The 13,979-nt window shown below is 57.9% G+C and carries 12 protein-coding genes, 1 pseudogene and 1 other annotated feature; of the genes and pseudogenes, 3 read left to right on the top strand and 10 right to left on the bottom strand.

The features are described 5' to 3' along the window. Nucleotides 1–20: 20 nt before the first annotated feature. Nucleotides 21–141: a sequence feature (His leader region), on the bottom strand. Continuing rightward, entirely contained in the window at nt 117–164 is a 48-nt protein-coding gene (hisL, locus tag MHZ97_RS06960) for a his operon leader peptide (protein WP_100396937.1), read from the bottom strand. Its footprint overlaps the feature before it by 25 nt. 147 nt (nt 165–311) lie before the next feature. Here hisL and MHZ97_RS06955 point away from each other — a divergent pair, with 147 nt between their 5' ends. Then, nucleotides 312–1,139 (top strand): SDR family oxidoreductase, encoded by an 828-nt coding sequence (locus tag MHZ97_RS06955; RefSeq protein ID WP_239313865.1) that lies wholly within the window; start codon nt 312–314, stop codon nt 1,137–1,139. A gap of 9 nt (nt 1,140–1,148) precedes the next feature. Here MHZ97_RS06955 and MHZ97_RS06950 read toward each other — a convergent pair whose 3' ends face one another. From MHZ97_RS06950 to puuD, 3 genes are read right to left on the bottom strand one after another with little or no spacing between them, the layout of a single operon-like run. Then, on the bottom strand, nt 1,149–2,426 hold the full coding sequence (locus MHZ97_RS06950) for an FAD-binding oxidoreductase (RefSeq protein WP_239313868.1): 1,278 nt from the start codon (nt 2,424–2,426) through the stop codon (nt 1,149–1,151). 24 nt (nt 2,427–2,450) lie between these two features. Further along, complete coding sequence (gene puuR, locus MHZ97_RS06945) at nt 2,451–3,008, bottom strand: HTH-type transcriptional regulator PuuR (RefSeq protein WP_103796787.1); 558 nt, start codon at nt 3,006–3,008, stop codon at nt 2,451–2,453. Next, complete coding sequence (gene puuD, locus MHZ97_RS06940) at nt 3,005–3,769, bottom strand: gamma-glutamyl-gamma-aminobutyrate hydrolase (RefSeq protein WP_239313871.1); 765 nt, start codon at nt 3,767–3,769, stop codon at nt 3,005–3,007. The genes puuR and puuD overlap by 4 nt, the downstream gene beginning before the upstream one ends. Nucleotides 3,770–3,978: 209 nt before the next feature. Here puuD and MHZ97_RS06935 point away from each other — a divergent pair, with 209 nt between their 5' ends. After that, on the top strand, nt 3,979–5,394 hold the full coding sequence (locus MHZ97_RS06935; RefSeq protein ID WP_103796789.1) for a glutamine synthetase family protein: 1,416 nt from the start codon (nt 3,979–3,981) through the stop codon (nt 5,392–5,394). Nucleotides 5,395–5,740: 346 nt separating this feature from the next. Beyond that, complete coding sequence (locus MHZ97_RS06930) at nt 5,741–7,096, top strand: APC family permease (protein WP_239313874.1); 1,356 nt, start codon at nt 5,741–5,743, stop codon at nt 7,094–7,096. A gap of 70 nt (nt 7,097–7,166) precedes the next feature. On the opposite strand, the gene MHZ97_RS06925 is transcribed toward MHZ97_RS06930, so the two are convergent. From MHZ97_RS06925 to MHZ97_RS06900, 6 genes and pseudogenes are all read right to left on the bottom strand, one after another. After that, nucleotides 7,167–7,889: a fimbrial assembly chaperone gene (locus MHZ97_RS06925; RefSeq protein WP_239313877.1), complete on the bottom strand. Its 723-nt coding sequence runs from the start codon at nt 7,887–7,889 to the stop codon at nt 7,167–7,169. Beyond that, nucleotides 7,855–9,180: a fimbrial usher protein StbD gene (gene stbD, locus MHZ97_RS06920; RefSeq protein WP_239313880.1), complete on the bottom strand. Its 1,326-nt coding sequence runs from the start codon at nt 9,178–9,180 to the stop codon at nt 7,855–7,857. Before stbD ends, MHZ97_RS06925 begins: the two co-directional genes overlap by 35 nt. Before the next feature lie 4 nt (nt 9,181–9,184). Next, nucleotides 9,185–11,671, bottom strand: a pseudogene (locus tag MHZ97_RS06915) (fimbrial outer membrane usher protein). A 40-nt stretch (nt 11,672–11,711) separates the two neighbouring features. Next, nucleotides 11,712–12,467 (bottom strand): fimbria/pilus periplasmic chaperone, encoded by a 756-nt coding sequence (locus MHZ97_RS06910; protein ID WP_239313882.1) that lies wholly within the window; start codon nt 12,465–12,467, stop codon nt 11,712–11,714. Between the two features lie 60 nt (nt 12,468–12,527). After that, entirely contained in the window at nt 12,528–13,073 is a 546-nt protein-coding gene (locus MHZ97_RS06905; protein WP_239313884.1) for a fimbrial protein, read from the bottom strand. Nucleotides 13,074–13,093: 20 nt separating this feature from the next. Beyond that, on the bottom strand, nt 13,094–13,708 hold the full coding sequence (locus MHZ97_RS06900; protein WP_224481704.1) for a LuxR family transcriptional regulator: 615 nt from the start codon (nt 13,706–13,708) through the stop codon (nt 13,094–13,096). Nucleotides 13,709–13,979: the final 271 nt, after the last annotated feature.

Raw genomic sequence — 13,979 nt, 5'->3', positions numbered from 1 at the left:
AAAAGGTATCGCTTCAGCCCATAAAAAAACCCCCGGAAGACGATCTTCCGGGGGTTCTCTTTGCGCTCGCACCACTGGAAGATCTGAATGTCTCCCAGCACACATCGCCTGAAAGACTAGTCAGGATGATGGTGATGATGATGGTTGAACTGAACGCGTGTCATAGTTAATTCCGTTGCTGAATGGATATTCATTTGCGTGCTGATTAACCTAGCGAAGATAACGGCGATGCGCAACCCTTTTTTAACCTTTGCGGTTCGGCGGCGCGGCGCACTAAGATGGACGACAGTGAATCAGGCGCAGGAGTCTATATGAAGAAGGTCGCAATTATCGGTCTGGGATGGCTGGGCATGCCGCTGGGTCTGGCGCTAACGGCGCGCGGCTGGCAGGTCACCGGCAGTAAAACCACGCTGGACGGCGTCGAGGCGGCGCGCCGCTGCGGCATCGACGCGGTGCAGCTGCAGCTGACGCCGGAAATCGAGTGCGACGCCGAGGATCTCGATCTGCTGCTGGCGGTGGACGCGCTGGTGGTGACCCTGCCCGCCAGCCGGACGGCGGAAGGCGGCGAAAGCTATATGCAGGCGGTGCAGAACGTGGTGGACAGCGCGCTGGCGAAGCAGGTGCCGCGCATTATCTTTACCAGCTCTACCTCGGTATACGGCAGCGGCAACGGGGTGATGAAAGAGAGCAGTGCGCTGCAGCCGGAAACGGTGGCGGGAAAAACCCTGGCCGCGCTGGAGAGCTGGCTGCACGATCTGCCTGGCACCCAGGTGGATATTCTGCGGCTGGCGGGGCTGGTGGGGCCGAGTCGTCATCCCGGCCGCTTCCTGGCGGGAAAAACCGGGCTGGAGAATGGCGCGCACGGCGTCAATCTGGTGCATCTGGATGATGTGGTCAGCGCAATTACGCTGCTGCTGCAGACGCCGAAGGGCGGACGCGTCTATAACCTCTGCGCGCAAAAGCACCCGTCGCGCGCGACCTTTTATCCCGCCGTCTCGCGCCAGCTGGGCCTGACGCCGCCGACCTTTTTGCCGTCAGCCTCCGGCGAGACCGGCAAGCTGATCGACGGCTCGCGCATCTGCAGCGAGCTGGGGTTTGAGTACAGCTACGACGATCCGGCGAAGATGCCGCTGGAGTAGTCGTGGTCCTCAGACGCCGAGCCGGTCGCGCAGCGCATACCAGGCGGCGCCCATCGCGGTCAGCGGCACCTTAAAGCGCCGTCCGCCGGGGAAGGGCAGGTGCGGCAGCTTCGCAAAGGCGTCGAAGCGCTCCGCATCCCCGCGCAGCGCTTCGCAAATCAGCTTGCCGGCAAGGTGCGTGCAGGTGACGCCGTGGCCGCTGTCGCCCTGCATAAAGTAGACGTTATTCTCCAGCCGGCCAAACTGCGGCAGGCGCGAGAGCGTCAGCAGAAAGTTGCCGCTCCAGCGGTAGCTGAAGGTGAGGTCGCGCAGCTGCGGGAAGGTGCGCAGCAGCTTGGGACGGATCAGCGCCTCGATGTCGCCGGGATCGCGCGCGCCGTAGACCACGCCGCCGCCGTAGAGCAGGCGGTTATCCGCCGTCAGGCGAAAATAGTCGAGCAGATAGTTACAGTCTTCGACGCAGTGATTATTGGGCAGCAGCGCCAGCGCGCGATCGCGGCTCAGCGGCTCGCTGGCGAGGATCTGCGACCCGCACGCCATGCTGTTGCGCGCCAGGCGCGGCTCCAGCTGCGAGGGCAGATAGGCGTTGCCGGCGAAAATCACAAAGGTGGCGCTTACCTCGCCATGTTCAGTTTTCACCCTGTTCGGCGCGCCGTAGGTCAGCGCCGTTGCGGCGGATCGTTCATAGATGCGCCCGCCGTGGCGTCGAATCGCCTCAGCTTCGCCCAGCGCCAGGTTCAGCGGGTGCAGATGGCCGCCGCGCCGATCCAGCAGGCCGCCGACGTAGCGTTCGGTGGCGATTTCGCGGCGGATGCCGCGCTCGTCCAGCAGCTCCAGATGGTGATTGCCATACTTTTCCCACAGCCGCTGCTGGCGGCGCAGGTGATTCATCTGGCGCAGGTTGAGCGCGGCGAAAATATTGCCGGGCCGGTAGTCGCAGGCGATGGCGTAGCGGTCGATGCGGTCGCGAATAATCTCCGCCCCCTCAAACATCATGCTGCCGAGCATACGCGCGCTCTCTTTGCCATAGCGCTGCTCGATCACGTCCACATCGCGGCTGTAGGAGTTGACCACCTGCCCGCCGTTGCGGCCGCTGGCGCCAAAGCCGACGCGCGCCGCCTCCAGCACCACTACGTCATAGCCCGCTTCGGTAAGATAGAGCGCGGCGGAGAGGCCGGTAAAGCCAGCACCGATAATGCAGACGTCGCACTGGATGCTCTCCTGCAGCGTCGGCCAGGGCGCATGGTCGTTGGCGGTCGCCGCGTAGTAGCTTTCAACATGTTTCATCTCAACCTCCTGGCTGCAAGTGCATCAGAAATTGGCGGGCGTATGGGCGCTGACGATACGGCAGGGCTGCGCCGAAAGATTGGTGAAGCTGTGCGGCAGCCCGGTATCGATGACATAACTTTCGCCCGCGTTAAGGTGGTAGCTTTGGCCGTTGACCACCAGCGTGATCTCACCTTCCAGTAGCGTTCCGGTCTCTTCGCCCGGATGGCGCAGCTTTTCGCCGGTGCTGGCGCCGGGCTGATAGGTCTCCAGCAGCATGCCGAGCGAGCGTTTCGCCTGCCCGTTGTCGACCAGCTTCAGCGACACGCCCTGGCTGCCGATCTCCACCAGATCGGCCGGCCTGACGATGACCTTCGGCGCGTCATGCGCTTTGGGTTCGGAGAAGAACTCCGACAGCGACAGCCCGTAGACCTTTAACAGCTTTTGCAGCGTGCTGACCGCCGGACTGACCTTGTCCTGTTCGATGGTGCTGATTGCGCTGTGGGTTAAACCTGACAGTTCAGCGGCGCGGCGCTGAGACAATCCCAACTCTTGCCGGATTTGCGATAAGCGTCGTCCCGGCGCCAGAGCGGCATCGTTCATGGTGATTTTTCCTTGTGATAGTGCTGTGCGGCGTGGATAAACCCCGCGAAAAGGGCGCGCGAGGCGTCGTGATGTTCCGGCTGCCATTCGGGATGCCACTGCACCGCGAGGGCGAAGGGATGGTGGCGCAGGCTGACCGCTTCGATCAGGCCGTCTGGCGCGCGCGCCTCGATGCGCAGCTGCGGGCCCGTTTCGCGGATGCCCTGATGATGCAGCGAATTGACCGCCAGGGCTGCGTCGCTGCCCAGCAGAGAGGCCAGCAGCCCGTCCGCCTCGGGAAAGATGTCGTGGGCCAGCGCGTACTGTTCGCTCAGCGGCAGCGTCGACTCGGCATGATGCGGCAGCCCGGTTTTACGCTGGTCGAGATCGCGCCACAGCGCGCCGCCGTTGGCCACCACCAGCTCCTGCATGCCGCGGCAGATGCCCAGCAGCGGCATGCGGCGGCTGGTGGCCCAGGTAATAATGGCGAAGGCGAGCCGGTCGCGGCCGGGATCGGCGAGCGGCTCGCTGCCCGCTTCGCCGTAGTGCCAGGGTTCGATATTGCTGATGCTGCCGGTCAGCAGCACGCCGTCGAGCGTCGCCAGCGCCTGCTCCAGCAGGTGAGGGGTCGCGCAGAGCTGCTGGGGCAGGGCAATCGGCACGCCGCCCGCCTGCGCTATCGCCGTCAGGTATTTGTTATGCACCGACTGGGTGGGATGGCCGCCGTTGTCGATCTGGCACATCGCTACGCCGATCAAAGGGTTGTTAAAAATAATGCCCATCTCACTCCTCGACTCGCTGTTCAAAAAATTCACCGATCGGGACGGCAGCAGGGAAAACTGTGCAATATTTTTTCAATCTAGCAATGCGCTGATTGTTTCTCAAACAGATTTGTTACATTTGCACACTTTTTCTGTTGGCGCTATGTTAGAGGAGTGGCTGTTATTTTGAGCATTGCGCAAACCAACTAACGGTAGAAGGCGGGTGGGATATGACGAACCTCGTGGAAGTAGAAGACTTCACGCGACACAGTGAAGAGAGACGAACCAGCGCGTTCCAGCTTGAAGTGAAAAACTGGCTGGAACGCCATCCTGAAACGCAGTATGTCGATATTTTATTAAATGATTTAAATGGCGTCTTTCGCGGTAAGCGCATCCCGGTCGCCGCGCTGGCGAAGCTGGAAAAGGGGTGTTATTTCCCGGCCTCGGTTTTCGCGATGGATATCCTTGGTAATACAGTCGAAGAGGCCGGTCTGGGCCAGTCCCTCGGCGAACCAGACAATCTCTGCCTGCCGGTTCCCGGCACCTTAGTTCCCTCTGCGTCCGATCCTGAGCACATCGCCCAGCTGCTGTTGACCATGTGCAACCAAGATGGCACTCCCTTTGACGTTGAACCCCGCAATGTCCTGAACCGGCTGTGGCAGCAGTTGCGCAACCGAGGACTCTTTCCGGTGGTAGCGGTAGAGCTGGAGTTCTATCTGGTAGATAAAATTCGCGATGCCGAAGGCTATATTCAGCCGCCGTGCGCGCCGGGCAGCAGCGATCGCAATATGCAGAGCCAGGTCTACTCTGTGGACAATCTCGATCGCTTTGGTGAAGTATTGCGCGATATCGACGCGCTGGCGCGCCAGCAAAACATTCCCGCCGACGGCGCGCTGGCGGAAGCCTCGCCCGGCCAGTTTGAGATCAACCTGCACCACACCCGCGACGTGCTGAGCGCCTGCGACCACGCCGTGCAGCTTAAAAGGCTGATCCGTCAGGTGGCGGAGAACCACGGCATGACCGCTACCTTTATGGCCAAGCCCTATGAAGAGTATGCGGGCAGCGGCATGCACGTGCATATCAGCATGCTGGACGCCGCCGATCACAACGCCTTTGCCACCGATGACGGCAGCGATTCGCCGCTGCTGAAGCGCGCGCTGGCGGGCATGCTCGACCTGATGCCAGCGTCGATGGCGCTGCTGGCGCCCAACGTTAACGCCTACCGTCGGTTTGTGCCGGAAGCCTATGTGCCGATGCGCGCCTCCTGGGGGCATAACAACCGCACCGTGGCGCTGCGCATTCCCTGCGGCGACGTGGAAAACCACCGCGTTGAGTATCGCGTCGCGGGCGCGGACGCCAACCCCTATCTGGTGATGTCGGCGATTCTGGCGGGAATTCTGCACGGGCTGGATACCGCGCTGCCGCTGCCGCAGCCGGTTCAGGGCAACGGCCACGAGGCGGAGGGCATCCCGCTGCCGGTGCGCCAGAGCGAGGCGCTGTTTGAATTTGAAAGCAGCTTTCCGCTGCAAAAACTGTTGGGCGAGCGGTTCGGTGCGGTGTGGCACAGCTGTAAGCGCCACGAGATGATGCAGTTTGAGCGGCTGGTGACCGCCACGGAGATCGACTGGATGCTCAAAAACGCCTGAGAAAAAAGTCGCTATACTTATCAGTAGCTCTTGTGTTTTTACTGCATGTTGGGCAGAATACTCGGCCTGCAAAAATCCGAATATAACCGATGCTTTTAAGAGCCTCGGTTATTTTTTTGCATGTACTTCGCCGATTCGCATGAGGCCGGGCGCGCCCGGATAGATACACGTTAAAAACGCGCAAGCGTACGAACTGAGGATACAAAGATGGGGATGTTATTCATTCAGCCAGCGCGCGCTGGCACTCGTTTCCGTGATGACTACGGCGCCGCTCAGGCTTATAACGCCGCCTTCCTCGCTCCCGTGATGCAATCCAGTCAGGTTGCAGCTCAGGGAGGTCTGAAACATGTCGCTTGATACCTCAGCACCACAGCGTGCCCACCTGAAAAAATCTCTGACCCTGCTTCCGGTCGTCATGATTGGCCTTGCCTACATGCAGCCGATGACCCTGTTTGATACTTTCGGTATCGTGTCGGGTCTGACCAGCGGTCACGTCGCCACCGCCTACGCCTTTGCGCTGATTGCGATTCTGTTTACCGCCGTAAGCTACGGTAAGCTGGTACGCCGCTTCCCATCTGCGGGCTCCGCTTATACCTACGCTCAGAAGGCGATCAGTCCGCACGTCGGCTTTATGGTCGGCTGGTCATCGCTGCTGGACTACCTGTTCATGCCGATGATCAACATTCTGCTGGCGAAAAACTACTTCGAAGCGCTGGTGCCCGGCATTCCGTCATGGATTTTCGTGGTGCTGCTGGTGGCGTTTATGACGATGTCCAACCTGCGCGGCATTAAAACCGTGGCCAACTTTAACAGCGTGATCGTGGTGCTGCAGGTTGTGGTGATGATCGGTATTACCGGCATGGTGATCTACGGCGTGGCGCACGGCGAAGGTGCGGGCACGCTTACCAGCTCGCAGCCGTTCTGGTCCCCAGACGCCCATGTGGTGCCGATGATTACCGGCGCGACTATCCTCTGTTTCTCGTTCCTGGGCTTTGACGGCATCAGCTCGCTGTCGGAAGAGACCCAAGACGCGGAGCGCACCATTCCGCGCGCGATTTTCCTGACGGCGCTGATCGGCGGTCTGATCTTTATCGTGGCCTCCTACTTCCTGCAGCTCTACTTCCCGGATATCTCGCGCTTTAAGGATCCCGATTCGTCGCAGCCGGAAATCATGCTGTACGTGGCGGGCCATGTGCTGCAGTTCGGCATCCTGATTTTCTCGGTGGTGACCGTGCTGGCGTCAGGTATGGCGGCGCACGCGGGCGTGTCGCGTCTGATGTACGTGATGGGCCGTGACGGCGTCTTCCCGGAGCGTTTCTTCGGCTATATCCATCCGAAGTGGCGTACGCCGTCGCTGAACGTGCTGCTGGTCGGCGCCGTGGCGCTGATGGCGATCCGTTTCGACCTGGTGACCGCGACGGCGCTGGTGAACTTCGGCGCGCTGGTGGCGTTTACCTTTGTAAACCTGTCGGTGATTGCGCAGTTCTGGATCCGCGAGAAGCGTAACCGCACGCTGCGCGACCATATCAACTATCTGGTGCTGCCGGTGCTCGGCGCGCTGACGGTGGGCGCACTGTGGATCAACCTGGAAGAGAGCTCGATGGTACTGGGCCTGATTTGGGCCGCCGTGGGGATTATCTACCTCGCGTTTGTTACCCGCAGCTTCCGTAATCCGGTGCCGCAGTACAGCGAAGAAGTGTAATTCGCTGGCGATAAAAAAGGGTGGGGCGTCAGCCTCACCCTTTTTTTTTGCTCCTTATGCCGCCGAAGGCTCAGGAGGCGGAAACCACCCCCTGAAAGGAGACCGGATTGCCGTCATCTTCTAACACGCTAAAACTGACTTTCTCGCCGGGCGTAAGGGTTTTATCCAGCGGCACAGCGTGCTGAGCGTGCGGTGCCATCATCAGATTATCCAGACGGAGTTTGTCACCGACCCGCAGTCGCAGGGTAATAAACCAGGGCTGGGGATTGACGATCTTCAGCGTCTTGCCCTGCACCACAAAGCGGAGTTTTTGCATATCTGCTGGCTGAGGCGCGGCGAGGCCCGCAGGGCGAATAAAGACTTTCAGGCGGATACGCAAAGGTAAAACCACCTTCCTCTCTGCCTTTTCTGAGGACTTTTCCAGCGCCGGAATCTGATAAATATTAAGCCAGTAAAGGCTCTCCCGGTCGGTGGCCAGACCGGCTTTGCTGGTTAACATTACCCGAACCGAGCGCAGTTCGCCGGGGGACATTTTCATCACCGGCGGCAGCGCAATCAGCGGCGTTTTGCTGAGTTCGGGAGAGAGCATGATGTCTCCCTCATCGCTCCAGATCTGCACGATAGTCGGACTCTCCGCGCCGTTTTTCAGATTCAGCGTCTGGCTGATCTCCCCCTGGTTAAAAACCAGGCGCGTCTTATCCACATTTACCACCGCGCGCGCCTGAAAGGCGAGCAGCAGAGCAAAAAGCGCCAGCGCCTTACTGAAAACTAACCACCACCTGTAACTGCGCATTCACCGCTCCTGCCGTTATGGTTTGACCGTTTATCGCTTCCAGCGAAGCGATAAAATCGCCGCTGTAAATATTGCCCGTCCCCGAAGAGACCTGCGAGGTTAACTCTTTATAGCCATACCAGCCCCGGCTGTTGCCCGTGCCGGTTGAGCTGAGGTCGGGCAGTAAGTTGAGCGCACGCCCTTTCGCGTCATAGATCTTTATCCCGACGCCGGAGGCGACGCCGCTGCTGCCATAGCGGGTATCGAGCAGCCAGGTCAGCCCGCCGCCGGAGTTGACCAGCCCCAGCCGGGTCGCCTGGGTGACGGCGTTAGGCTGATTGACGAGAAACCCCATCGCTACACTGGAAACGAATTCGGATGAGGGTAAGGTGCCGGAGCTCGCCTCCGCCTCACACCGGACAGAGACGGAGAAGGGCGTCTGGCTGCTGTTGCCTTCGGCCAGCTCGCCGACGGTGATAAGGGGAAGCCGCACCACAGAGGGATAGTCTTTTACCTCGCACAGCGCGCCGCGCACGTAGGTAACGCTTTTATAGGTGCTCCAGGCGCCGGGCCATTCGGCACTATTCCAGCCGCTCCAGTTACTGGCGCTGTCCTGGCCGTCCCCCAGGCTCTCAGCGAGTAACCCCGGCCCTTTAAAGGCGATATAGCCACGCGGCTGCGCCCAGGTATCGACATAATAACGGGTGCCGTTGACGTAATACTCAATGGAGTCGATTTTAAACATCTCATAGAGCACATTGCTGAAGGCGCTGGCCGGAATATAGATATAGGTGCCGTCGCTGTACCAGCTGCTGGCGCTAAGCTGACGCGATTTCCAGTAGCGGCTGTAGTACTCGCCGGTGGAAAGATTGGTCATGCGTACGGCCACATTTCTCGCCGCATCGTAGTAAGCCCCCTCCACTTCGTGGCTGATGTTTTTACCCGAATAGGTGCTGCTGCCGTTAGTGGCGTACATCTCATACAGGCTCCCCGCATCCTCTGCCGCGCAGCGAAAAAGGATCTGGTTTGGCATGTAGGGGGAGTCGCTGGCGGCGGTGGGGAAGGAACCCACCGCGCTGGCCAGCAGGGTACCGGCGGGCTGAAAGGCGCTGCCGTTGTTAATGCTAATCACCGACGGCAGGCCAATATTGCCAGAGCAGGTATCGCAGGCACCCGCCCAGTTGGCGGCGGTGTAGCCCGCGGCGATGGCATCCGCTGAGAGCGAAGAGGTGCTGGTCACCTTGATACACACCGCCCAGAGCGCGGTGGGGAACAACAGGATAAGCGCCAGCAGCGTCTGTTTTAATCTCATTCTATTACTCCTTCCTGCATGACCCGTTGAGCGGGATAAGATCCGATTGCTGACGCCCGCTAACCTGATAGCTGACCAGGCAGGCACTTTTCTGTTCATTCCAGCTCACCTTCAGCGTGCCGGAGTCGTGAGGCACGCGGGCATAAAGCTGACCGCCCTGACCGACTACGCCCACCAGGACCTTATCGGTGTCACGCACCTCTGCGCCCATAGGGGGCGTCTCGCCATCGGTGGTGGAGAGGGAAATCAGTACCGCTTTGCCTCGGAGCGTGGCGAAGCTGACCCGGCTGACGGCACCGGCATAGGGCACCACCCGCTTGCTGCCGCCGCTCAGCTCGGTGTCGGTACGCATATTTAGCGTGTCAAGGCTGACGCTATTTTCGCGGTAGGGGGTTAACGACGGCAAAATGGCGTAGCCAAAGCGATCGATCACCGCGCCCTGACCGTTGCGCACGACGGCACCTTGCGCGCCCTCGGCGTGGATCAGAGCAAAGGTATCGCTGGCGTAGGGGCCGGCGGTTACGCCGCCGCGATGGAACAGCAGCGTGCCTGATGTGCCTAATCCCAGCTGACGATAGTCATTGCCCTGACCATAGCTGGCACGCAGCGCCCCGACGCGGGTATTCTGCTGTAGATTGCCGCCAAAGGAGGTGGCCTCGCCCTCAGCACCGCTGCGGTAGCTGTCGCGACCGGCGTAGAGCGAGTAGCTAAGGTCGCGCTGTTCACCGGCGGAACCGGTCAGCGAGACCATTGAGCTGCGGCTCTGCTTTGACTGGTTGTAGTTATAGGCCACAGAGGCGAGTCCTTTGCCCCAGTCGAGCGGCACAGAGATATTCAGGGAGAGGGTGTTCTCGGTATATTTCTGGCGGCGGCTGAGATCGTCATTATCGCTGCGATCGCGCAGGCTGCGGCTTATCCAGGCGGTGCGCTGGCGTGCCACGTTGAGGCTATAGCTGATGTTATGCCAGCTGTTGTTGTAGCCGAGCTGAAGCTACGTAATACGCGACTGATTATCGTGATAGTCGGCGGTGCTGGCGCTCAGGCTGAACAGGCCATAGTCGCCCGCCGACTGGCTAAGCGTTGCCGACAGGCGGTTACGCTGGTGCAGCGAATCGGAATAGTAGCGGATGCCTGCCTGCTGCTCGCGCCGCACGCCCAGCACATCCTGCAGATCGCGGAAGCCGCTGGTGGAGTAGCGCCAGGCGGCGAGCACCAGATTGGTGCCGGTCTCAAAGGTCTTGCTGTAGCTCAGCTCTGCGCGCCAGCCTGAGGTGCGATCGTTATTCTCCGCCTTTGCCTGGGAGAAGGTGGTATTCAGGCCCACTGCGCCAGCCTCGGTTGCCCAGACGCCGCCCAGCAGCCAGGCCTGGTAATCCTGGGCCATCCGGGTGCCAAGCGTGGTGGTCAGGCTGTTGCTGAGGCCGCGCTGCACGATACCCTCGAAAAAGTGGTTTTGCACCGCGTAATACTGGCGAACCCGTCCCAGCGCCAGCGAATAGTGCCAGTTACCCGGACGCACCGAGTCGGGCACGGACGAGTAGGGCACGGTGAAAGAGGAGGTTTTTCCGTTGGCTTCGATGACCTCTACCTCCAGATCGCCCTGGTTGCGGGTGTTATAGAGATCGTCGATCACGAACGGGCCGGGCGGCACGCTGGTTTCATATATCACGCTGTTCATCTGCCTGACGATAACGCGCGCGTTAGACGAGGCGATGCCGTGGATCTCCGGGGCATATCCCCGGCGGCCCTGCGGCCACATCCGCTTGTCGGTGGCGAGGCGAATACCGTTAAACGCCAGGCTGCCAAACAGCGAGCTGTCGGTGTAGCTGTCGCCAAGGGTCATCAGGCTGTTAATGCGTTCAACGGGATGCTGAACCCAGCTGCGAACGCTGTTGTAGCGGTAACGTCCGCCGTCGGTGCTGCTGCTCATATAGCGTAAATTTCCCTGATGGCGCAGCTGCCAGGTGGCAATATTGGTTCCTGCGGTGATGCCGCTCCATAAATATTGATAGCGATAGTGGGCGCTGCTGTTTTCCGTCCAGCTATAGTTGGTGTTGTGACGCAAAAAAAGCGCGCTGATGCCCTTATCCCACTGCGACGGCGGAATATAGCCGCGCGGCGTTCTGTTCAGGGCGGAGTGCGGAATAGTCAGCTGCAGGCGCAGCGCGGCAGGATCAAACGCCCAGCTGCCCGTCGGCACCCATGTGGTGAGCGGCGCGCAGCGCTCGCTGACGTTAACCACGCTGTTTAGCCTGACCTGCATCATTTCAAGCAGTGAGCGAGGCAGACAGGGCTCTGCATTTTTATTGGCGTCAGACGCGACAAAGGTCAGCTTTACGCCAGATTTTACTAAGCGGTTATTTAACCAGAGATCGACCAGGTAATCGCCAGCCGCAATGGTGCCGTGATTAAACTGCTCAATGTTTTGTCCGAAAGCGGAACCCTTGAAAAGAGAGGCGTCAAAGTAATATTCCTCACTGTATGCCGGCAGGCAAAAAGACGCAGAAACACCTAAAACAAAAGAATTTAATTTAAGGCTGCTGGGATTTAACCGCAAAAACTTCACTTATTCTTGCTCCCTGATCGTTTATCGCGGCAAGGGTTGCCGTGCCTGCGCCCTGCAAGCGTTGTTTAATGTTATTGAACCAGAAGGTCTTTTTGGTATATGGCGCGATGGTCTGCCCGTCGGTACGCTGTTTTTGTCCTGCCAGCTGGAGTGAGAGGGAAACCAGCGACAGATGCCAGGGCTGGGCATTATTAATTTCAATGCCGCTGCCTCGCGCAGGGTCAAAAACATAGTTAACCTGCACGCCTTTAAGAATGTTGTCGGGCTTACCAATAGCGGCCGGGCGATAAAGGAGTTTCACCCTGTTGCGTAACATGACCGTCATGGCATTTTGTTTGCTCTCCACGCCGCGCTGGGTTGGGGGGATTTGCAGGGTGTTAAACCAAAAAAGCGATTCACGATCGGCCGGCAGTGATGCGTTGCCGGTAAAAATTATGCGCGCTATCTGTCCCGCGTTTGGCTGAATGCGAAACACAGGCGGCGTGACGACAAAGGGAACACCGCTTTCCTGCTGAGGCTGGGAATCTATATTTCCCTTGTCAAACCAGGCCTGGATAACGTAGGGAAAGTCATCGTTGTTTTTAAACTGAACGTCTACTGAAGCAGCCTTTGCCGGATAAATAATACGGCTTCCCACCATGGTTACGCTGCTCTGCGCAGAGGCAGTGGTAAGCAACAGCATAAAAATAGTTAGCTGCGTGGATTTGATAAAAGAGAACATACCCAGGGTCTCACCGATGGACAGTGCGTACCGATCAACAGGTACGCACTGATTTGATCATTACTGGTAGGTAACGGCGTACTGCAGTGAAGCTGTCACCGTGCCCGCGGTTACGGCGTCGGTGGCGTAGTACTGCGCGTTGTAGGTGGCAGATGCTTCGGTCGCACCTGTTGCCAGCGTCAGGTCGCCGTTGCCGGTATAACCGCCTGTCAGATTAATCACGGCGTCGGCGGGATCGAGTAGCTGAACTTCCACGTTTTGCGCCGTGCCGGCATTAAGAAGATTACCGGTGGAGCTGACGTTGTTGCCGATAAATACCGTTGAGACCTTGGTCGAACTGCTGCCGCCGCCGGTGCAGCCGGTTAAGCCAACGGTAAAGCTGGTTTGTCCTGCGGTAGCGCCGCTGGCCGCCAGCTTTTTTTTACTGACGGTCGGCATACTCACTACCGGTGTAGCCGTATTACCGTTTACGGCAATAGAGCAGGTTTCGTCAGCCACTTCACCCTGGAAATTAATGGTGTTTTCAGACGCGGCGTTCGCTGATGCAGAGATAAATAAACCGCCAATAAATAACGTCAATGTAGATAGAGTAAATTTAGTTTTCATTAGATAATCCTTTATATTCATTAGCATGAAAGCAGCTGATTAAGGCTGCGTCCGGTTTTTCTCCGAACGGATTCTTTCATGTTGTATACTTTTTTTACGTCGAGATTCATTCTTTTGGCTATTGATGAAAGTGAATATCCATTTCTTGCAAAATCCAGCAGTTCTACCTCTTCACTGGACAGCGCATTCACTTTTTTTCCGGTCTCTCCTCCTTTTAAACCATAATAATAAAGGTTGATCGATTTTTTGATGTTCTCTATTGGCCCGCCACAGTAGATAACGGAATGAATATTTCCGTTTCTGCTCCAGTAGGCCGCCAGCGGGGCCATAGGTCGATCGCTAACAATAATGATGTTTAAACCTGTCGATTTAAGATAATCCAGCCAGTTATTATTGGTGAAGTAACGAAGACGAAATATGGAAAAATCAACAAAAATACATCCTCTGCAAAATATGCTCTCATAGCGTCCTGCCACCAGGGAGAGTATACCTTTTTTGAGAAAGTAATTGCCGTCGGGCCATATTGCTATCTTCTGTATAGGGCATCGATTAATAACTTCATTATCGTGGCTTATTAACTGGCAGCTGTATTTGCAGCTGGCGCAGCACAAATCCTCTCTGGTGATATTTCTCATAGGCTGATTTATCCGCATGCTAAGAGAGTTGAGCCTATCTTGGCATCTTACCCCTTGAGTTTCAATAAGTTAAAAAAAATCGCGCGTTTTGTTTGTTAAGAAAATTCTTATGTGCCAAAAGGATAAAACAGTGAGAAGATCATTGAGATTTCTCAATCTGGTGCAGTTTAATTTTTAAATTCGTTATTAAGAGTTAGGAATTCTCCTCGGCGATTAAGATTATTCGGTAAAACATTGCCAGACGATCAAAGAAAATATCGCACTAATTGCT

Origin of the sequence: Pantoea sp. ACRSC, assembly GCF_022346785.1 — a bacterium.
In the GTDB taxonomy this organism is placed as follows: Bacteria; Pseudomonadota; Gammaproteobacteria; order Enterobacterales; family Enterobacteriaceae; genus Pantoea; species Pantoea alvi.
Note: the sequence above shows the minus strand (reverse complement) of the source record. Positions and strands in the feature narration are given on the sequence as shown.